This window comes from Blautia sp. DFI.9.10, from assembly GCF_024461705.1.
Lineage (GTDB): Bacteria > Bacillota > Clostridia > Lachnospirales > Lachnospiraceae > Blautia_A > Blautia_A fusiformis.
Genome location: NZ_JANGAA010000001.1, coordinates 62,568 through 84,988, shown reverse-complemented (window position 1 = coordinate 84,988; position 22,421 = coordinate 62,568). Strand labels below are relative to the sequence as shown.

General features: G+C 42.8%; 17 protein-coding genes. 1 reads left to right on the top strand and 16 read right to left on the bottom strand.

The genetic code is table 11. The features are described from left to right. Positions 1 to 8: 8 nt before the first annotated feature. Both NE671_RS00355 and NE671_RS00350 read right to left on the bottom strand, forming a co-directional pair. Positions 9 to 2,054: a M28 family peptidase gene (locus NE671_RS00355; protein WP_244095955.1), complete on the bottom strand. Its 2,046-nt coding sequence runs from the start codon at positions 2,052 to 2,054 to the stop codon at positions 9 to 11. A gap of 69 nt (positions 2,055 to 2,123) precedes the next feature. Then, positions 2,124 to 2,498, bottom strand: coding sequence for a hypothetical protein (locus NE671_RS00350; RefSeq protein WP_173740483.1), 375 nt, complete (start codon positions 2,496 to 2,498; stop codon positions 2,124 to 2,126). Between the two features lie 298 nt (positions 2,499 to 2,796). Between NE671_RS00350 and NE671_RS00345 the strand changes: the two genes are divergently transcribed. Beyond that, the gene (locus NE671_RS00345) at positions 2,797 to 3,384 is read left to right on the top strand and encodes a cytidylate kinase-like family protein (RefSeq protein WP_015524710.1); all 588 of its coding nucleotides are present in this window, start codon (positions 2,797 to 2,799) and stop codon (positions 3,382 to 3,384) included. Between the two features lie 586 nt (positions 3,385 to 3,970). On the opposite strand, the gene NE671_RS00340 is transcribed toward NE671_RS00345, so the two are convergent. The 14 genes from NE671_RS00340 to NE671_RS00275 form a co-directional block, all read right to left on the bottom strand. Then, positions 3,971 to 5,077, bottom strand: a complete 1,107-nt coding sequence (locus tag NE671_RS00340; RefSeq protein WP_173740482.1) for a DUF362 domain-containing protein — start codon at positions 5,075 to 5,077, stop codon at positions 3,971 to 3,973. A gap of 202 nt (positions 5,078 to 5,279) precedes the next feature. Next, a complete protein-coding gene (locus tag NE671_RS00335) occupies positions 5,280 to 6,128 on the bottom strand; it encodes an alpha/beta hydrolase (RefSeq protein WP_114002635.1) in 849 nt (282 codons plus the stop codon). Positions 6,129 to 6,144: 16 nt separating this feature from the next. Next, positions 6,145 to 6,747: a bifunctional phosphoserine phosphatase/homoserine phosphotransferase ThrH gene (gene thrH, locus NE671_RS00330; protein WP_015524708.1), complete on the bottom strand. Its 603-nt coding sequence runs from the start codon at positions 6,745 to 6,747 to the stop codon at positions 6,145 to 6,147. A gap of 135 nt (positions 6,748 to 6,882) precedes the next feature. Next, entirely contained in the window at positions 6,883 to 8,274 is a 1,392-nt protein-coding gene (locus NE671_RS00325; RefSeq protein WP_015524707.1) for an alanine/glycine:cation symporter family protein, read from the bottom strand. A 248-nt stretch (positions 8,275 to 8,522) separates the two neighbouring features. Then, entirely contained in the window at positions 8,523 to 9,914 is a 1,392-nt protein-coding gene (mgtE, locus tag NE671_RS00320) for a magnesium transporter (RefSeq protein WP_256163522.1), read from the bottom strand. Positions 9,915 to 10,456: 542 nt separating this feature from the next. Then, entirely contained in the window at positions 10,457 to 13,804 is a 3,348-nt protein-coding gene (locus tag NE671_RS00315; protein ID WP_173740481.1) for a DEAD/DEAH box helicase family protein, read from the bottom strand. Between the two features lie 125 nt (positions 13,805 to 13,929). Next, on the bottom strand, positions 13,930 to 14,391 hold the full coding sequence (locus tag NE671_RS00310) for a hypothetical protein (RefSeq protein WP_173746019.1): 462 nt from the start codon (positions 14,389 to 14,391) through the stop codon (positions 13,930 to 13,932). A gap of 15 nt (positions 14,392 to 14,406) precedes the next feature. Further along, the gene (locus NE671_RS00305; protein WP_173740479.1) at positions 14,407 to 15,525 is read right to left on the bottom strand and encodes a restriction endonuclease subunit S; all 1,119 of its coding nucleotides are present in this window, start codon (positions 15,523 to 15,525) and stop codon (positions 14,407 to 14,409) included. Positions 15,526 to 15,571: 46 nt separating this feature from the next. Beyond that, positions 15,572 to 17,074: a class I SAM-dependent DNA methyltransferase gene (locus NE671_RS00300; RefSeq protein ID WP_173740478.1), complete on the bottom strand. Its 1,503-nt coding sequence runs from the start codon at positions 17,072 to 17,074 to the stop codon at positions 15,572 to 15,574. 14 nt (positions 17,075 to 17,088) lie between these two features. Next, positions 17,089 to 18,144: a Fic family protein gene (locus tag NE671_RS00295; RefSeq protein ID WP_173740477.1), complete on the bottom strand. Its 1,056-nt coding sequence runs from the start codon at positions 18,142 to 18,144 to the stop codon at positions 17,089 to 17,091. Between the two features lie 248 nt (positions 18,145 to 18,392). After that, a complete protein-coding gene (locus tag NE671_RS00290) occupies positions 18,393 to 18,956 on the bottom strand; it encodes a Fe-S-containing hydro-lyase (protein ID WP_022426051.1) in 564 nt (187 codons plus the stop codon). Between the two features lies 1 nt (position 18,957). After that, entirely contained in the window at positions 18,958 to 19,800 is an 843-nt protein-coding gene (locus NE671_RS00285; protein ID WP_021652988.1) for a fumarate hydratase, read from the bottom strand. Between the two features lie 51 nt (positions 19,801 to 19,851). Continuing rightward, positions 19,852 to 21,462 (bottom strand): FAD-dependent oxidoreductase, encoded by a 1,611-nt coding sequence (locus tag NE671_RS00280; RefSeq protein WP_022426050.1) that lies wholly within the window; start codon positions 21,460 to 21,462, stop codon positions 19,852 to 19,854. 13 nt (positions 21,463 to 21,475) lie between these two features. Then, complete coding sequence (locus NE671_RS00275; protein WP_330383239.1) at positions 21,476 to 22,189, bottom strand: 2Fe-2S iron-sulfur cluster-binding protein; 714 nt, start codon at positions 22,187 to 22,189, stop codon at positions 21,476 to 21,478. Positions 22,190 to 22,421: the final 232 nt, after the last annotated feature.

The window sequence follows — 22,421 nt, the reverse complement described above, 5'->3', positions numbered from 1 at the left end:
GTATGGTTTTATTCTGTTCCTTTTTCAAACATATCACTGACCTCGCAGATCAGATTCCTGAGCTTTTCCGCTGCACGGATCAGATATTCAATATCATCCGCATAATAACGCTTCTGTCTTTCCCAGGCTTCCTTGAGGCTCTGCTTTTCCGCCTCCAGACTGTCACCCGGCTTCTTTTCCTTCAGCCTTTCCACAAGATCATAAAGGTTCTCATGATGGATGATCCTGCCCTTTCCCCACATCAGGCGATCCGGGGACTGCTTCAAGATATATTCCGTAAAATGATAAAAGACTTCCCGCTCAAACTGAAAGGCATAACAGTTGTTGTCAATACTGTAAAAAGCCTCCAGCGCAAGGGCGATCTCTCCTTTTTCCAGATATCCCATCGCTTTCTTCAGTGCATAAAGATTGTTCTGCACTGCCTGCTGCGGAAAGATCACATTGTCATCCCAGTCCAGACGTACCAGATAATCCTGGGATTTCCGGAATACACCGAGAAGCTTTTCGGTAATGGCATCGGCTTTTTTCCAGTCACGTTTTTCTTCCGGAAGGCTGTTGAAGTGCCGTACCTGCTCTGCAAGGATGGCAGCCGCTTTTTTTGCCTCTTCTGTTTTTTTCAGAAGGAGTGTACTGTCGGCGCCGGTCTGCATACACAGATCCGTATCCAGGGTCTTAATACTTTGGTCCAGTACCCGCCCGAAATCCATTGGCGGCAGAGCAAGGCTGTCAATAGCCAGAAGAAGTTTCAGATAAAATTCATGATGGAATCTGTATACCTCTTCCTCATAAACATCCTGGTTATCGTATTGGGAATGATAATAATTTTCCATAAACGGGCCACCGCTGAAATCATTGACCATGGACGGGATCCCGGAAATAGCCATGGTAAAATCATCAGACCAGGTTTCAATGGGATACAACGTGGTCATGCCCTCCGGATAAATCCCCTCCGGCATCTGCACAGCATCCACGAAGCTGCGCACAAAATCCGCATACTCATAGGTACATCGTACTGCATCTCTGGTACTGTGTGCATGAGCCGGAAGCTCAAAATTCAGATCTGCGATCACGTGCCCCTGCCACTCCGGTCTCGCCTCAAATACCTGGCGGTAAGCACCTGTGGACCAGTCATATTTTGTGTCGGAAATCCCCCATTCTTCTGCTGCAAGAGCACATACCACAATAGTATGGCGAGGTTTATAGCCACCACGGAGCAGCGCCCTGGCAATTCCAATGATCATGGCCACTGCCGCATTATCGTCCTGAAATCCCTCAAAATAGGAATCATAGTGAGCACTTAACAGGATCATGGAATCCGAATCGGTTCCCGGGATTTTGCCAACGATATTGTAGGTATACTGGTCTTTGATCACCTCTGTGTCCGCATCAAATTCCACGGAAAGCTCCGGAACACGATTCCCATTCTCATTTTTTTCCTCCATCAGCTGACGGATCATAAGAAAATCTGCCCGTGACATGGAAAATGCAGGCGCACAGGAAGGTCCTGCGATATCCTGTGCATTCAAAGCCGTATCATCGATCTGTGCGTATCCTCTGCTCTGTACAGCGATCAGAGCTGCTGCACCCTTCAGGTGTGCCTGATACACCGGGTAGTTGATCCACCATTCTTCTCTCTGATTGATCTCGATAAGAACCAGCTTTCCTTTCACATTGATATCCTTATATTCGTCAGCTGTACCCTTTCCAAGATATACAAGATCAAACCTCTGAAAGCCATTGGTCTTAAAATCTGTCTGATATGCGCCAAGCTGGATCTCCCGGCAGGTTCCCTCTCTGTCATGGCAGCGCATCACAGCTTTTTTAAATTCCCATGCATCCACACGGATCTTATCTTTTTCTACCTGTGTGAGACCGGCTTTTTTCATTTCTTCCAAAAGCATATCTCCGGTTTTTCGCTCTGCCAGGGAGCCTGCTGTACGGTATCCCAGAACCGGATTTGTTTTTTCCTGTTCCATGCGCCTGGCCAGATCATAAGATTCTTTTATATTCAGGCATGAAACACATTTCTCCACGATGTTCAAATTTACTGTCATCCCTTTCTCGGCAGTTCCCTGCCGGCAGTTCCGTCCTCCCGGCAGAGATATTCCTCTAACTGTTATAGATTATACCTTATCAATGTGCGGATTTCCAGATAAAAAAACGCGATTTGTTCTGATCATCAGAGACATGGTGTTGGTGACACCGAACATGGCTTCCATGATCTCTGACTGATCCACAATGGAAAAAGCGTCTTCGTCCTGCTCAAAGCGTTCCATCAGGAGCTCTGTAAACGCATTTTCTGCCAGATCCAGCTTACCGGTACCCACACTCGTCTTGGAAAGGTTCCCTTTTTTCGCCTCCGCCGATTGCGTTTTCGCTGCTGTTTTCTGCGCCAGCTTCGTATGCGCCACTTTAAAATATCCCACAGTTCCCGCACCTGCCACACAGACAGCCGCCACCGGGATGATCACCATAAGCCTTTTACACCGTCGTTTCATTTTCCTTAACCTCCAAATATGCTGTGTATGTTCTCTCTGTTTTAAAAATATTTTAAAAAAAATGTGTAAAGTCTTTGTGTGATCTGTGAAAAAGGCATCCTGTTTTTTATATACAAATACAAATAATTAATTATATTTTCTGTCTGCTACCATTATTTTTTGTATATATTAAATATTATTTTAAAAATTATATATTATTTTCTGGTATTTTTTACCGAAATATGTTATAAAAGAAATAAGAAAAACTACCGGAAATCAGATATTCCTGCTTCCGGTCCGAGATAAAGGAGGTATCTTTATGGCAAAACGTATTATCACCATCAATCGTATGTTTGGAAGCAACGGACGCCTTATCGGCAAGACTCTGGCTGAAAACCTGGACATCGGTTTTTATGATAAAGAACTGATCGACATGGCTGCCAAGAAAAACAATATCCCCTTCGACACCCTGGCAAAGGTAGACGAGAAAAAAGCCAGTCAGTGGGTATTTCCCGTTGACAGTGAGCTGCAGTTTACAGATAATTTCTCTTTTGTACCAATGAACGATGTGCTCTATGATCTCCAGAGAAAGATCATCCTGTCCCTTCCGCAGAGAGAGGACTGCGTAATTGTCGGCCGCTGTGCGACCAGTATCCTGAAGGATAAATCACTTAAACTTTTTATCCATGCACCTTTTGAGGAAAGAGTTCAGAATGTGATACGCCGTACCGGCAGAGAAGAAGCCAGCGCACGGAAGCTGGTCAAAAAAATGGATAAAGAGAGAAAGGCTTACTATGAATACTTTACAGACAGCAAATGGCTGGATATGACACAGTATGATCTCTGTATTGACAGCAGCCGGTTTTCTATGGAGCAGATTATTGAGATTGTAAAGAGATGTCTTTAGGATTCTTTTTTTCTGAAAAATGTTTTTACGCTTTGGAAGCGTAAGTGAAACCGCAGGGGAGGGGAAGCACTCGTAGTTGCGAAAGGCCGTTTCCCCTCCCCTGCACCCCTTCCCTCAGGCCCCGCTATGAACCGTACGTTTTGGTTATGTTACTTTGTTAACAGGGTGATGGATTCTGCGTTTGTTTAAAACACCAGGCTGTGCCGATCCCATCGGCATAACACCTTTCAACAAGAAGACGTATCCTTCCCACCATTCCAACACATTGAGCAACACCAAAATATTTATTGACCAGACGCTATTCTTTCCACACCTCCAACTGCGGACGCTCAACTCATCAAAACGTAAGGACAGGACACCACGCGTCCGCTTCCACCTCTCCGGCTGAAACGTCAGCCGGGGAAGTGACAGTCCTCCGGGCTGCTACGGAGGAGGGGTGATGATGGTTAGGCTGCGGGAGACGGCGTTATTGCGGAAGGGCCCAGCTGTTTGAGCCGAAGGCGAGTTCTGGGCCCTTCCGCAATGGTTTTAGCCGGCTCACGGAACCTTAGCAGCATCCCCCGACGGAGTCCGGCCCGGAGGACTGTCACTTCCCCGGCGTCCGTTCACCAATATACTCTTTCAAAAACTCATATATATCCCCCTCCAACGGCGGACACCCCTCCACATAATTCTGAAACTTACAGGTACAGTGTCCCACACCAAGCACTCCCGTCTTACCACGATACCCCTGTCCGATGCAGATCTTCTCATCCAGCTTCTCAAAAAGCCCCTCTTCCTTCAGCATCTCCAATGCCGGGATCAGATACCCGTAGCAGGCACTGCAGGATTCCACTTCCTCTACGGCATCCGCAAGCTCCACAACCTTTCTGGATATCGGCATCCTCTGATCCGCACCATCCTCCAGAAATCTGACATCTGCTTTGGAAATATCTGAGCAGCCCACGCCAAGCTCACCTGCCAGCTTCACATAAGGAACCTCAGCTACCTCATAATGCATCATCTGACACACATATGCATCCACAAGAACCGGATCACAGGCAGCCATCACCCGGTTCATCACGACAGGATTTCCGCCATCCTCAAAATCCAGATCCCCGCAGATATTATCCACAACAATAAAGTCCTGCTGTATCCCCATATTCAGATGAGCAATGGGTTTATGAAGCCCCAGCAAATGAAACCGTCTCTTTTCCTTATTTGGGATCAACCCCTTCATATTCTTAAGAGCACAGGTGATCTTTGTTTGACAATGGCCTTTCAGAACCGGCACATTGATCAGAAAATCAAGCTCCTTTACCCGCTCACAGACATTCAGCTCCATGCCGCCGCAGTCCACAGAAATCCCCTTATCCTTCTGCATATCCCAGAACGGCACCTGATACGCTTCCTCAAGCCTGTCAAAGCCACAGGTCTCAAAGGCCTCCCTTGTCTTATCTCCTACCCAGGATCCCTCCAGCATCACCATATCCCGGAAGCCATGCTCCTTCAGATACTCGATAATTCCTGCAACCACTTCCGGATGAGTCGTTGCACCCCAGGAAGCCTCTGAAGGAGAAACCAGATTCGGCTTGATCCCGATCTTTTTCTTTCTGTCCCCGATATGAGACTGAAGATCCGCTTTTTCCAGAAGCTCCTTTGTCATTCTTTTATATTCCGTACCACTGGTAATAAAAATCTGATTTTTATCCATAATTATCAAAATTCCTTTCTTTCTGCAATGTGAATGTTGATCCAGATCCACACCAAAGCCCTGCAAAGCTTTTATCATCAGATGAGCCAGACAAAACAGCCGACAAATACAGCAGTCATCACATGCATCACAATCATAAAAAATACCCTCTCTACCGGTTTCCCGGTAAAAAGGATATTTTATCCGACACAGCAGTCTCGTATTATCTTTCGATCTTTGCCCCGTTCCACCATGGGAATTCTCGGTTCAGCCATTTTCCTGCAAGCTCACTCCATGGTTCACAGGCTCTTGCGATCCCTCTGCCGTTTTCGTTGGCAGTCAGCTCATTTGCCAGGCCGATCCCATGGGGTCCCTGCGGAAAAACATGATACTCCACTGGAATGCCCTTTTTATAGAGTGCCTGAACAAAGAGAAGTGTATTATCCAGCAGCACCGTCTGATCCTCAAAGGTATGCCAGATAAAGGTTCTGGGTGTATCTTCCGTAACCTGAAATTCCAGAGACATCCGATCTTTCAGCTCCTCATAACGATCTCCCAGAAGATTTCGAAAGCTTTCTTCATGACCAACTTCCCCTGAAGTGATCACCGGATAATTCAGGATCATGCCATTGGGACGGATCCTCTCGTTTTCCATTCCCGTGATCCCGGCAAGCTCCTCCGTATTCCAGAATACTCCCAGAGAAGCTGCCAGATGGCCACCTGCCGAAAAACCGGACACAATGATCTTATTCTTTTCAATATGCCACTTATCGCTGTTCTCTCTGAGAAGAGCTACTGTTTTTGCCAGCTGACGGAGGGCCACCGGATATCTGGCAGGTGCCACACTGTAACGAAGCACCACTGCGTGATAGCCCATTCCCATAAACCGGACAGCAATGGCTTCTGCCTCTCTGTCTGAAGTCATGCCATAAGCTCCGCCCGGACAGATCACTATGACCGGACGCTTCTGCCCCGGATAGAGTTCTTCCGACTCCTGCCAGAAATAGGTCTCTATCCATGCCTCATTATAGTCCTTTGTTTTTTCTTCGATCACAATTCTTTCGTTGATCATTCCGACTTTCCCTTCTTCATTTCATTGCTTCCCTGATCGCTGCAAGAAGTTCATCGTACTCTTCGTAAGCAGGAATTTCCGGATGATCTGCACGGATCTGTTCTGTACTGCGGAAGAGGAAGCCTGCTTTGCTTGCCTGGATCATTCCGAGATCATTGTAGGAATCTCCGCTTGCGATAGTCTCAAATCCCATGGACTGCAGTGCCTTCACAGTTGTCAGCTTGGATTTCTCACAGCGCATCTTAAAGCCTGTGATCTCTCCGTTCTCTGCTACTTCCAGGGAATTACAGAAAAGTGTCGGCCGTCCAAGCTTCTCCATCAGCGGAGTTGCAAACTGTGTAAAGGTATCACTGATCAGTATCACCTGGGAAAAAGATCTCAGCTCATCCAGAAATTCCTTTGCTCCCGGAAGGGGATCGATCTTTGCAATAGTCTCCTGGATCTCTTTCAGTCCCAGACCATGTTCTTTCAGAATTCCAAGTCTCCAGTTCATCAGCTTATCATAATCCGGCTCATCACGGGTTGTTCTCTTGAGCTCCGGGATTCCGCTTGCCTCTGCAAATGCGATCCAGATCTCCGGTACCAGTACACCTTCTACGTCCAGACATGTAATATACATCTTTCATATCCTCCTCTTGATCCAACTTACCGTTGATATTTCACAGAGTCTGACTCCTTCCGGCTGTCAGAACTCTTTAATCTTTTAGTGCTTTACCCTGATATTACCATATGCTCTCAAGGTCTGTAAACAGTTTTATTTTTTCTTCTTTTCCGATTCATAAATCTTCAGCTCTTTCAGTGCTTTTTCCCCAAGAGGATACAGCATGAAAATATTAAAGATCGTCATCAGGCCGATTCCTACATCTCCCAGATCCCATACAAATGTGTAAGCCGCGATCCCACCGATAAACAGCATCACCAGTGCCAGCACCTTATATCCTGTCTGTGAACCCCAGTTATCACCGAAAAGATAAGCCACATTGCCTCTTGCATAAAACAGGATTCCCAGAAATGTGGAAAAGCTGAACATAAACAGTGTTGCAGCAATAAAGATCACTCCAAACTGCCCCATATGATAATGCATGGCAGTCTGAAGAAGTTCCATTCCGGAAAGCCCCTGTACCAGATCTTCCGGGGCCAGAAGCATGATCATAGCTGTACAGCTGCAGATCACGATCGTATCCACAAATACACCCAGGGCCTGGACAAATCCGGCTTTTACCGGACTGTCACATTCTGCTGCCGCTGCTGCACAGGGAGCGGAGCCGCTTCCCGCCTCATTAGAAAAAAGGCCTCTTTTTACTCCGTTCATCAGCACGACGCCAAATCCGCCGGCAACAGCCTGACGAAATCCGAAAGCTTCTTCAAAAATCCGCTTAAATACTCCCGGCATACTTCCAAGATTTGTAAATATAATAAACAGCGTGATCACAAAATAAAGCACTGCCATCACCGGTACCAGAAGATCCAGAACTTTAACCGTTGCATTCTTCCGAAGCACGATCACAGCTGCGATCACTACCAGCACGATGGTAGTATACAGCGGCGGAATATCAAAAGCATTTTTGAAAGACGCTGTGACGGAATTGCTGATAACCTGACTGATCCCACACCAGCAGATCAAGCCGGAAATGGCAAACAGAACGGAAAGCAGAACCTTTTTTCGTTTTCTGCCCTGTTTTTCTTCCCAGTAGCGGTGGATATAGTAGGCAGGACCGCCCCTGTAGCCACCATATAGAGGATCCTTTTCTTTATAGAGCTGTGCCAGGGTCGCTTCGATAAAAGCAGTGGAGGAACCGATCAGCGCCGTGATCCACATCCAGAATACCGCTCCTGCACCTCCTGCCGAGATCGCAGCTACCACACCGACCAGGTTTCCCATTCCCACACGGGTAGCTGTAGATACGATCAGCGTCTGAAATGCTGAAAGATTATTTTTGTCACTTTTCTTTTCTGACAGGGCTCGTACCATATCCGGAAAAAGACGGATTGGCAGAAGCTTTGTCCTGATGGTAAAATAGATACCGGTCGGAATCAGAAGCAGGATCAGAAGTGAGATTCCCAGCGTACTTCCTCCCGGAAGCGGGATCCTTATCAGATCTCCCCACAGAAATGTATAGACCTTTTCGATCATTGTTACTATCATGTTACTGTTTCCTTTCCCCAATCACCCCATGTGATCGTTTTGTTCTCTTTTTCTGCCCGTTGTTTGTATTTATTTCTGCAACGTTTTAAACGGGCAAAGCGTGTCTTTCATTATAATAGCTTTCTGTTTGTATGTAAAGAAAAATCCCGAATCTTTCGATCCGGAATTTTTTTGTATTGGTAACTTTTCTGTTATTCGACAGATTTCTGATATCTGTCTATTTTTATGAGCATAGCTGCATTTTACTCTCAGCCAGCCAGGTGGAACATCTCGATCAGGAATATCCAGCTCATTCCATAGTATGTTATCACGGCTACAAGGTCATTCATCGTAGTGATCAAAGGACCTGAGGCTACTGCCGGGTCCACACCAACCTTTTTGAAAAACAGCGGTATGCAGGTTCCCACTGCACTGGATACCAGCATGGCCACCAGCAGGGATAATCCGATACAGCCGGATACCGCATAGGCAAATACGAGTGTTTTTCCTTTGAATAAGAAAATATACAATCCGATCAGTACAAAAGACAGAATACCGAGCAGACCACCGTTGCAAAGACCGATCCGCATTTCCTTCAGCACAAGCTCTGCTTTCTGTCTGCCCGTCAGCGTTTCATCCATCAGTACACGGATGGTAGCCAGGGACTGGGTTCCAACATTTCCTGCCATATCCAGGATCAGAGACTGAAAGCACATGATGATCGGCAGACAGGTAACTACTTTTTCAAACATTCCCACAACAGAAGATACCACCATACCAAGGCCCAGAAGAACGATCAGCCAGGGCATTCTTTTTTTCATGCTTTCAAAAAGAGGTTCTTTCAGATCTTCCTCTGCAGTCAGACCGGCCAGCTTTGCATAATCCTCTCCCATCTCATCGTCTACCAGATCGATGATCCCTGCGGATGTGATCACTCCAAGGAAACGATTGTCATCGTCCAGTACAGGAATGGAATCTTCAGAATAATCCTTCAGCCGTTCCATACAGTCGTCGATCTGCTCAGTGCCATACACATATGGATAGGAAGTTACGATCAGCTCTTCCATAGGGTGGTCCTGTCTTGCTGTGATCAGATCCTTCAGATCCAGGGCTCCATAAAACTCCCCTCTATCCGTCACTGCAAAGATCGTAGAAATATTATCATTATCTGCCGCTTGGGAAACCAGCTCACTCATGGCCTGCTTTACGGTCAGATTTTCACGGATCACAATGCAGTTCGTTGTCATTCTGCTTCCGATCTCATCCTCATCAAAGGAGCGGATCATTTCGATATCTTTCCGCACCTGTTCATCCAGAAGCTGGATCAGAAGCTTGCGTTTTTCTTTATCGATCTGCTTTAAAACATCTGCCAGGGCATCGGTTTCCATTTTGGAAAGAATGGCTGCCGCTTTTTTTACATCCATCTCTTCCAGATATTGTACAGTTTCTTCTTCCTCCAGATATTCAAAAACATCTGCCAGCATACTGCTTTCCAGGATACGGTATAGTCTGCTGCGCTCCGCAGTGCTTAATTCTCTTAATACTTCCGCCAGATCGTTTTCGTGGAAATCCTGCAGCCTTTCACTTAAAACTGCCGGAGAAACACTGCTTCGGATCAGACTCAGAATATCTTTTGAAAAATCCTGATTTCTTTTTGTCATTTTCTCATCCTCCTCACATAGTTTCGCACAAAACACGCACACCAAAAACAGACATGTTAAAGCATGTCTATGTGCTGTTTGATTTTCGATTGTGTTTCCTTGGGATTTGAGTATAAAGCGAAATGAATTTATACATGATCGCCTTACTGTAAGATTCTCAGAATGAGAAGAATGAAAAAGATATATATTATAATCCTGCTACAATTATAATGTAATAATACCGTACAGATTCTGGTGTCACCTATATATCCTGTCATATATATCCTTCTGATATACAGACATAATATTCTCACAGATATTCTGTACACTTAAAACAGAATGGAACATTCTCATCCTTCTCTGTTCTTTCCATCTTTCACTCCGAGAGCTACAACTTCGCCCATGAGAATCACAACTGTCCATTCTGTTCACCTGCCTTTTTTTCTTAAATTTTTTTATCAACCCGGCCATTATAACGTTCCCGGCCGGGTTTTGTCAACCGGATTTATGGTTAAATTTATTGTAAATCCGGGTAAATTTTTATGTTTTACAGAGGTAGATGTTTATGCAGCAGCATTTGCGTTGATCGTATCAATGACTTTTTTTATTCCAAGCCAAACACCCATATCTGTAAAGATTTCCGAAATGCTTCCACGATCCGTAAACGGAGATTCCAGCAAAACAGAAAGATCCTTCATCATTCCATTATGAACAATATACTCAATGATCTGATTTACAAAATAAATCTGCCTGCTGTCCAGATTTACATCCTCAAGATACTTTGAAAAAGCTTCCTTTGCTGCATTCATATCAAGACCTACCATTTCTCTGACAAATTCTCCCAATGGCTTTCTGCCAAATTCTGCTTCATAATCCTCTTTTGTACCAAGCTCGCTCCAGAGAATTTTTTCCAGTTCAGCTACATCTTTTTCTGTAAGTGACTGATTCTTTTTCAGCTTAGCTATTACATGGTTATCCTGATGCTGTCGGACATAATATTCTACTCGTACCTTATAATTTTCCAGATCATTGTTTTCCAATTCTGCTTCTTTCCATTCCGTTGAAAGAATTTCGTCTGTAAAATTGGTCATATATTTATTCCTGCTCTTATCCGGAATATACTTCATAAGATCTCTCAGATTTTTCCTGATATTTTCAAATTCATCAATTCCTGCATTTTCCACATAATCTGTATGCAAAATCTGATTGATCAGCTCTGTCTGTGCCTGAATCTCCGGTATATTTGCCACTCCGGCAATTCCGGAAACCTTTTTTAAAAGATCTTTTCGCGCACTTGTATATTTCTTTCCAACCAGAGATGCAAGTTCTATTCCATACATAAGTGCATCAAAACGTACTGCTGTTACTTCATCACTTTCAGGCAAAATCAAGGGTGCAACCTCTTCCCGTACAAGTAAAGTATCTTCATAAGTAAGCATCTGATAGTTCGACTCTTCTGAATATAATTCTACATATTTCAAATGTTGGCGAACTGTAAAACTATCTCTTGGGAGCTCTTTTACTTTTTCAGTCATGTGCTTTACAAGTGCAGTCCTGTACGCAGTTAATTTATCTGTCTGATATTTAATATCCTGAAGCTTGTACGAAATCTCAAACTGAAGATTAAAAACTGCACTTTGCAACGCCATCAGATTTGCGCTTGCTTTTCCTTTATTCATTCGGAAAAACTCAAAATTTCCACAAAAATCAAAAATGTAAAACTTTTTCTTATCTTCCCCATCCAACAATCCCGGGCATAGTCTTGTTCCTCGTCCGATCATCTGCCAGAATTTTGCTTTACTCATAACTTTCTTAAAGAATACAAGATTAAGAACTTCAGGTACATCAATTCCGGTATCTAACATATCTACAGAAATTGCGATCTGCGGTAGTTTTTTCGGATCTGAAAACTCATCAATTGCACTCTGTGCATATTTTATTCTGTTATCGATCACCATAGCATAATTCTTTAAATGCGGATATTCCTTATTAAAAATCTCAAGGATCTTTTCCGCATGATCATGATTTTTCGCAAAAATAATTGTTTTTCCAATCTTCTGTCCGTATTCAATTTTAATTCCATCTCTCATCAGGACATGAAGAATTTTTTTAATGGTATCTTCGTTAAAAATCCAGGTATTCAATGCAGCCGAATTTATCGCTTCCGGAAGTTTTCCATTTTCGTCTTCAAAAGTATTTTCATAGATTTCTTTATCTGCTTCTGAAAGTTCATCATATACAATTCCCTGATCAATAAATTTCACCCTGGATTCCACCGAAAGATAATCAACCAAATATCCATCCTTAACCGCCTGTGCCAGATCATATCCATAAGTGGGATCTCCGTTTGCCAGTTCAAATACTTCATATGTATTTTTGTCAATCTCATCTTTCGGTGTTGCGGTAAGTCCTACAAGCAGTGCATCAAAATATGTAAAAATATCTTTATATTTATTATAAATGGATCTGTGCGCTTCATCACAAATGATCAGATCAAAATGACCACTGGTAAAAACTTTTCCTTCTTTGTCATTTATCGTATCAATACAGTTTATCATGGTCTGATATGTGGAGAAAACACATCGCGACATATAATTATTCTTTTCTTCAACCAGATTTGTACAGGAAAAATCCTGCATCCAGTTTACAAAACTTCTTTTCGCCTGTGTTACCAGTGAATTTCTGTCCGCCAGAAAAAGTATATTCTTTACCCAGCCCGCATCAACCAGTACCTTGCACAAAGCCATTACTGTTCTGGTTTTTCCGGAACCTGTGGCCATAACAAGCAGGGCTTTTCTCCGATTCTTTTCATCAAAGCTCTGGCATACTGCTTTTATCGCGGCTTCCTGATAATAGCGGTCTGCTATCTTTTTATCTACAGAAATATTTTGCAGGCTTGTACGCATACTCAAAAGGTTAAACCATTTCTCCAGATCCCGTTTGGAATAAATAACTGAACATTTTCTTTCTGGATATTGTCCGTCTATGATCCGGGTTTCAAAACCATTGGTAAGGAAAATTACCGGACGCCGTTCATATTTCTTTTCCAGCAGATCTGCGTAAAGTTTCGCCTGCTGCCTGCCCTCAGCAATATCCTTGCAGGTACGTTTTGCTTCTATAATTGCCAGAGGTTTATTCATATTATCATAGAGAACATAATCAATACGTCCAATCCCTGATTTATTCGGCATTCCTGTCACAGTCATTTCATTTAACCAGTCTTTTCCCTGTGTCCATCCTGCATCAATAAGCATGGAATCTATGTAAAGTTTTCTGGTTTCATATTCAGACAGATCCAGAGGTTTCGGAACATATGTCTGCTGCTGTTTCTCGTGGCGTGCGGACAGTTCTTCCCTGAGGAAAGTATTTTCTGCCATCAGTTTTTGTAGATCCAGTTCCTGCTGGGCAGTTTTTTCCTGTTCTTTCAGAAGTGTTTCCTTTACTTTTCTGGCTGTTTCCCTGGATGCCTTTGCCTTCTCAATTCTGCCATCAATCATCGACCTGTCAAACGAATGCTCCTGATACTGTTCCCCATAACAATATGCAACGTAATCTAAAAAAATCGACAGATTTTCAAGACAGAGCATCGCTGCATCTCTGCCAGGTTTTTTATTGCTATGTGCCACACTGTTTCCACATCTGCGGATATAATCCATCCGTTTCCAAAGATCCGGTCCCACTAACTGTCTGAATTCCTCTGTATTCATCAAAGTATGAAGATTATCCTGGTACGGAATCTGCAAACTGTTTTCCACAGAATACAACCATTTCACAGCAAATTCCATAGCCCGGCGACTGTTAAGAATACTCGCATCCGGATCTGCCAATATGATTTTCTCCGCAGAGATGGCAACATTCGCAAATGCAGAGAATTTTGATTCATTTTTTAAGTAATCAAAGTTTGTTACCATTGTGAAACCTCCCTCTTTAGCGTTTTATTTTATAATTGTACTTATCAACTACAGTTATCAAGGAATCCTTGATAACTGACTTTATTTTTGTCTCAAGATATGCCAACATCTTTCAGCCATTTCGTTTACAACATTCTGTTTTCCCGATACGATTCAAATATATATGACGGATTTTCGTAATATACACTGCTGTTGTAGTCATCAATTTTTGCACTGATGAAGGAATTGTATACTTTTATTAAAGCATCTACGATTCCAATATTTTCATCTGCAGCAACCATTTTTATCAGCCGCTTATATACCTTTCCAATGTCCCAATGTGATGGGATGCTGTATTTACACTCACCTACATTGTCAAAATTTCCTTCTTGTATTCCTGCTTCTTCAATAAAATCATCACTGACTCTGTCAATGTTATCACAATGGTAGACATCTGCGAGGTCATAGATTTTATCAATTCTCTGCTTTCCAAGCTTATTTACAACGTCTGCCCGTGTATTCTTTGTTTTCCGTGCAATGTAATCGATCAGGCTGCATGTGTAAAATAAATCGTTATCTTTTTTGCTTTCCCGTCCTTCTCCTATCACTACCACTTCCCCTTTCTATCCAAAGTACTGTTGCATGAGACTGTCGAATAATTTTTGTGTTTCATCCAGTGCTTTTTGCACTTTAACTTTTGATTTGTCGACTTGTTTGACGAAATCAGAGAATTCATCTTGTTGGTCTCTCTTTGCAATTGGAATTTTAAATGCTTTAATCATACCCAAATTAAGATTCTTCTGACGTACACCTCTCCTCTGCGATAAAAAGTATTCTTTCATCATCTGCAATTCATAATATAACCAAATAATATTTACCTCATCGTTTGGGGTTATACATGCGCACGCCTGATTCGACGCTGAATCCTCCTTCAAAATTCCCATCTTGAATGCTGCAGTATCATACATTCCAATTAGTAAACTTCCTGCTTTAAATAATTTTGTAGCACTCTTTTCAATTGCTTCTTCAGTTATTTTTTCAACAGAACCTTCGAGAAAGAGTGTATTTAATTCGCCTGCTGAATACCAATCTATATTGCCTTCAAAGTACTCTGGTACTGTTCTAGAAGGCGTACCACCACTTGCCCAATTACCTAACTCATTAAGACTTCTAATCGGAAGATCATTCGTATTATAAACTGGATTTCCAAACAGTTCGACAAATCGGGCTTTAACTAATGTATCAAATTTTTTTAATTCTTGTTTTCGATTTTCAATAATATTAACTACTTTCAAGAGTATATCTGCTATTTCTTTCTGTTTTTCAGCTGAAGGAAAAGGAATTTTAATATTATCAAAATCTCTCTTTATAATATGCTTCATGGTAGCCCCATGCATTTTAGCTTCCATCTCTTTCAAATTATACTCAACAGCAAATACGAAATATTGCTCATTCACTTCAATCTTATCAAACGCGACTTTAAAGATATGCTGATTTAAGAGGGCTTTTCCTCGGTTCCAAATATATACTCCGAGACTAGCTGACCAAGAAATCAAGACATCTCCATTATTAATTTCAACTTTTTTAGGGTATTCTCCATTATAAAAACCCACATCATAAGAATTCCCTGTAAGATCTTGAATTCTAATAATGGGAAGTCCTTCAGTACCACGATCTTCTGGCTTAAATGCATATCCATTTATATATGTAGCAATATCACCCAACCGTTTTTGTTCCATCATTTATTCCCACCACAAACCCGAATTTTCGAATCTGCTATCCTTTCTTCTATAATCCCAACAACCGTTCCAACTCATCCATTTCTTTTCCAATCTCCAGCTCCAGTTCCCGGATATTGGCCATGATTTCTGATGTTGGCGGATATTCCACCGGAGTGTATTCGATTTCTTTGTATTTATTGATACTGAGATCATAATCATTCTCCACAATATCTTTTTTCGGTACCATAAATGACTGATCTGTTCGTTTCCGTTCCACTTCTTTATCAAGGTTTTTGAAACGCTCTATAATATCTGGAATGTCATTCTCTGTGACCGGAGTACGTTTATCGTCCAGACTGAAGCCATCTGCTTTCATGTCATAAAACCACACCTGATCGGTTCCGCCATGTTCTGTTTTTGTAAAAATAAGGATTGCTGTGGATACTCCTGCATAAGGTTTAAATACACCGGAAGGCATGGATATTACAGCTTCCAGTCTCTGATTTTCAACAATTTCTTTTCGGATGGATTTATGTGCCCGTGATGATCCAAAAAGTACACCATCTGGTACAATACAAGCGCATCTTCCTCCAATTTTCATAATCCTCAAAAACAAAGCCAGAAATAAAAGTTCTGTTTTCTTTGTCTTACAAATCTTAAGAAGATCTCCAGAAACGGACTCTGCATCCAGGCTTCCTTTAAAAGGTGGGTTTGCCAGCACAAGAGAATACTGATCTTTATCTGCATTCTGATCAGATAAGCTATCCCGATACTCAATATAAGGATTTTCTATTCCGTGAGTCATCATATTCATGGCTCCAATACGAAGCATGGTGCGGTCCATATCGTATCCATGAAACATATGATTCATGTAATGATCTTTTTTCTGCTTATCATAAAAAATTTCTTCTTTTCTTTTTTCCTTCAGATATTCTCCTGCTGCAACCAGAAAACCTGAGGTTCCACATGCCGGATCACAGATAATTTCATCGCTGGACGGGTCCATCATCTCAACCATCATCCGGATAATATGTCTTGGTGTACGGAACTGTCCGTTTCGTCCGGACTGAGCTATTTTTGAAAGAAGATATTCATATACATCTCCTCTGACATCTGCTGTCTGGATTTCATTCATAAGTTTGTAAATTTCATCCAGAGAATCCACCACTTTGGATAAAAGGAGTGGTGTCGGAATCTTAAAGATCGCATCATCCATATATTTGGAATATGCACTGTTTTTATCATTATGAAGATTTTTTATAAACGGGAACACCCATTCCTGCATGATCATATACATTCTGTCTGCCGGAAAGTCATGGAATACGGACCATTTCAGCTGGCTTCCATCAATTGTTCTCTCACCTATTTTTACTTCTCCGGAAAAAATACTCTGAAATGGCAAACCAAGCATTGCACTTTCTCTTGCACGCATATTATCGGAATCATCCAGATCATGAATAAACATCAGGTATGTAATCTGCTCGATTACTTCCAGTGGATTTACCAGTCCTCCTGCCGCAAATATATCCCATAAACCATCTATTTTATTTTTTAATTCACCAGTGATCATTTTTTATCTCCCATCTATCGTTCATTATTCCAGGTATATTTCGTATACCTGCCGCCGCCGATTTTTAAAATTTTTTCTGCTGTCAGTAATTCTGCCAGTGTTCTCTGTATCGTTACCACACTGATATCCGGACACTTTTCTGCGATTTCCTTTTTTGTAATTGTTCCCGGAGTGTTTTTTATAATCTCTTCTATTCGCTCCGGTTTTGATATATTCTGCATTATCAGCAATTTTATCCTTGAAGAAAACTCTCTGTATGCTCCTACGATAACGCCAAACATATATTTTATAAATGGTATATAATCATTCTTATTCTCATACCAGTTCTCAGAACTTTCCCTTAAACATTCATAGTATAATTCCTTTGAATTTTCTATCATTCTCTCGATACTGATATATTTTCCCACAATATAGCCGGATCTGTACAAAAGTAACAGTGTAAGTAAACGGCTCATTCTTCCATTGCCGTCATTAAACGGATGTATGCATAGGAAATCCAGAATAAACATTGGAATCAAAAGAAGTGGATCTATTTCTCCTGTTGCCATTGCCTCTTCAAATGCTCTGCATAGTTCTTCCATTGCTTCCGGTGTTTCCCAGGCCGGTACTGGTTTAAACCGTATTTTTTTTATTCCCCGGGAATCTTCTTCCTCAATGACATTATCTGCAGTTTTATATTTCCCTCCAATATTGTAACTTTCAAATTTATACAAATCTCTGTGAAGCTGTAAAATAATCGCAGACTTTGGTGGGATATGGTCATGGCTTTCATGAATTGTATTCAATACATCTCTGTATCCGGCAATTTCCTGTTCATTTCTTGTCCTTGGCCTTGTTTTGTCTTTTACCAATTCCCGCAATCTGATATCTGATGTATAAATACCTTCTATTTTGTTGGAACTTTCCGTACTTTGAATTTTAGCGATTTCAACTAATTGTGTAAGAGTATCTGCTTTGGCCTCAATAAAAAGAGTTTGTTCTCCCTTAAATTCATGTATCTGTGTCAGATAAGATACAATTTCAGGAGTCAACAGATTTTTCCACTTTTCCCGATAATCAAACCGTCTCATATATTTTCCATCACCTTCTTTATAACTCTTTTTGGATTTTATTTACTTCAAGTATATAAATCAATCTTATCAATGTCAACTTTAATTTGATCATTTTCGCAAGAATGATTAAATTGAAAGTGAAATGATAAAATTAAAAAGTCCAACAACAAATGCTTCTGCACGGATCTTCAGCATTTACTGTCGGACTTTTATCCTTTTTATTCCTTTTTGAAATATATCACAATGTCATATTGTAGAGCAAAAGATTATTCTGCATGGTCTTTCAGGTACTCTGCACGCCCCTCTTCGTAGAGGTTATTTCCCTCGCTGTCAATGATGACTACAAGCGGCATGTCTTCCACATAAAGCTTGCGGAGTGCTTCTGCTCCAAGGTCTTCGTAAGCGATAAGCTCTGCTTTTTTGATGCATTTTGCAAGAAGTGCACCCGCACCGCCGATGGCTCCGAAATATACGCCGTCATATTTTTTCATTGCATCTACGACTTCCGGAAGGCGGGCACCTTTTCCGATCATTCCTCTGGCGCCTACGGACATCATGGTCGGTGCATAAGCATCCATACGGCCGCTGGTTGTAGGGCCTGCGGAGCCGATGACTTCGCCTGGTTTTGCCGGAGTCGGACCTACATAGTAAATGGTAGCATCTGTAGGGTCAAAAGGAATTTTTTCTCCTTTTGCAAGGGCCTCGCACATTCTCTTGTGACCTGCATCACGGGATGTATAGATGGTTCCTGTCAGTAAAACCTGGTCGCCCGCATGGAGAGTTCTTGCCAGCTCTCTTGTCAGAGGCAGTGTGATCTTTCTTCTTTCCATATTAAAGCACCTCCGTTTTATGACGTGTTACATGGCAGTTGATGTTAACTGCACATGGCATACCTGCGATATGGGTAGGCATAGTCTCAATGTTCAGACCGATAGCTGTGGTCTTTCCGCCAAAGCCCTGAGGTCCGATACCAAGCTTGTTGATCTTCTCCAGCATCTCTTTCTCAAGATCTGCATAGTAAGGATCCGGGTTCTCTGTATTCAGAGGACGCATCAGCGCTTTCTTTGCAAGAAGTGCACATTTGTCAAAAGTTCCTCCGATACCAACACCAACTACCATAGGCGGACATGGGTTCGGACCTGCAGTTTCTACAGCCTCAAGAATGAAATCCTTGATTCCCTGAAGGCCTGCAGATGGCTTGAACATACGGATCTGGCTCATATTCTCGCTTCCGAAGCCTTTTGGTCCTACAGTTACTTTCACCTGATCTCCAGGAACGATCTCTGTATAGATCATAGCCGGTGTATTGTCACCTGTGTTTCCACGGCGTACCGGATCCTTGACAACGGATTTTCTCAGGTAACCTTTATCGTATCCGCGGCGTACACCTTCATTGATGGCATCATTTAAATCTCCGCCTGTAAAGTGGACATCCTGACCAATTTCAAGGAATACGCATGCCATTCCGGTATCCTGACAGATCGGAACATTCTCACTGTCTGCGATATCAAAATTCTCGATAATGTTATCAAGGACACCTTTTGCGATCTCACCGTCCTCGCAGGCACGGCAGGTTTTGATAGCATCCTTCACATCTTCCGGGAGATGTTCATTGGCTTCGATACAGAGTTTTTCGATAACCTCTGTAAGTCTGCTTACTTCGATTTCTCTCATAATAGACTCCTTTCGCTTATCTCATATGTTTTTATTATTCATAACATATTGTTAACGTTCGTGGCGGGCATATTTCGGCAGAAGCATAGGAGATACGTCTCCTGTATCAACTCCTGCATTTTTCAGTTCCTCTTCATATTTTCTGATATGATCCAGATTCATGGTGCCAAGCTCTACCTCTTTGCATTTGGCAGCTGCTTTTTTACCTGCATTTCGTCCGAATACAATTACATCAAGAAGAGAGTTGCCCATCAGTCGGTTTCTTCCGTGGATTCCGCCTGCTGCCTCTCCTGCAACCAGAAGGTTCGGGATTTCTTTTGTAAATCCGTCTCCGTTGATCTCAAGTCCACCGTTCTGATAATGAAGGGTCGGGTAGATCACGATCGGAACTTTTCTCATATCAATGCCGTAATTCATGTACATACGGAACATGGCAGGGATTCTCTTTTCGATAGTTCCCTCACCGCCCAGGATCTCGATCATCGGAGTATCCAGCCATACACCTTTTCGTCCACCTGGAACTTCCACGCCACGGCCTTCCTCACACTCACGGATAACACCGGAAGCATTTACGTCACGAGTTTCCAGCGGATGGATATAAGCTTCTCCGTTTGCATTTACAAGCTGTGCACCAACGGAACGAACCTTCTCTGTTACCAGGGCACCAAGGATCTGTGACGGATAGATCGCACCTGTTGGATGATACTGGATAGAATCCTGGTAAAGAAGGGAAGCGCCTGCTCTGTATCCAAGCACGAGTCCGTCAGCAGTTGCTCCGTAGTGATTGGAGGTCGGGAATCCCTGATAATGCATTCTTCCTGCACCACCGGTTGCAATTACAACTGTTTTTGCTCTTGCAACGGAATAGTCTCCGGTTTCCATGTTGAGAAGAACTGCACCGGCAGTCTGACCTTTTTCATCCTTCAGAAGTTCTACAGCGGAGGTAAATTCCACTACCGGGATCTTAAGATTTAAGACCTCATCACGGATAGTACGCATGATCTCTGATCCGGAATAATCCTTTGCAGCATGCATTCTCTTTCTGGATGTACCGCCACCATGTGTAGTGACCATGGTTCCGTCTTCTGCTTTATCAAACTCAACACCAAGGTCGTTGAGCCATTTGATCGCATCCGGGGCTTCCATTACCAGTCTTTTTACAAGCTCCGGTTTTGCGGCAAAATGTCCTCCTCCAAAGCAGTCCAGATAATGCTGTACCGGGGAATCATTTTCTTTATCTGCTGCCTGGATCCCGCCTTCTGCCATCATGGTGTTGGCATCACCGATACGGAGTTTTGTAACGATCATAACGTTGGCACCTGCGTTGTGGGCCTCGATGGCACAGGAAGAGCCTGCTCCGCCACCGCCGATGATCAGTACATCTACATCATAATCGATTTTTGTAAGATCGATTTTTTCGTTGAGCAGACGGCTTTCTGAATGGAGCATTTTTGTCAGTTCCAGTGGTGCTTTCTGTCCCTTGTTCGGTCCTACCTTGATCTCTGCAAATGCATCCGGGTTATAGTCCGGATGGAATTTTTTGAGAAGAGCATCTTTCTCATCTGCACTCAGACGTCTTGGCTCTGTTGCCATACGCTCCGCTCTTGTAGCCTCTACCTTTTTGATGGATTCCATCATATTTTCTGGATATGGTGCATACATGTTTTACGCCCTCCTACTTCTCGATTTCTCTGCTGTTGTAAAGTTCCTGCATCTCTGTGATCGGCTTCTGCATGATCTTCTCGATCATATCATCAAATTTGCCCTCGTGGATCTCTTCCACACGTTTCTCCAGATGCTCGCTTTTCGGCGCAATATATTTTCCGGTGAGACGTCTTGCCAGAAGACCTACCATCGGATGGGAAATTCCTGCCGGACATCTTACGGAACAGCAGCCGCAGCTTACACAGTCAAAGGATTCCTCTGCACATTTTTCAAGCTCGCCTCTCTGAGCATATGCAATATACTGCATGACATTTAAGTCCTGTGTACAGGCCTTTGTGCATGCATTGCATCCGATGCAGCTGTAGATCTCCGGATAAAGCTCCATCATTACCTGCTGATTCGGCTTAAGATCTTCTATATTATAAAGTCTCTTGTCTGTAGGGAAGAACGGGATACTTGCCACATACATTCCCTCCTGCACCTGTGTCTGACAGGCGAGACAGGTTTTCAGCTCATTCTGTCCCTTGATCCTGTAGATGGTCGCGCAGGCACCGCAGAATCCGTGTCTGCAGCCGCATCCTCTTTTTAATGTATAACCGGCATATTCCATAGCTGTCATAATGGTCAGATCACCGGGAACGCTGTATTTTTTACCGAAAAAATATACATTTACCATATTATTTTCCATGTTGGTGTCCTTTCTTTTATCCAAATCGTACGCCATGTGGAACAGCCATCTCACACGTGCCCGTCGCAACGCTCTGCTGAACTAAGTACTAACTGCGACTAAGGAGTTCAGGAGAGCCTTCACTCCTAAGTCTTCGTAAGTACTGGATTTCAGCGCCGCTAAAACCGCTCCTAAAATGGGCATCTTAGCGAGATGGCTGTTCCACATGGCTGTGTACTGGCTATAACCAGCGCATATATTTGAAAGTTTCTTAAGGTGCAATCTATAA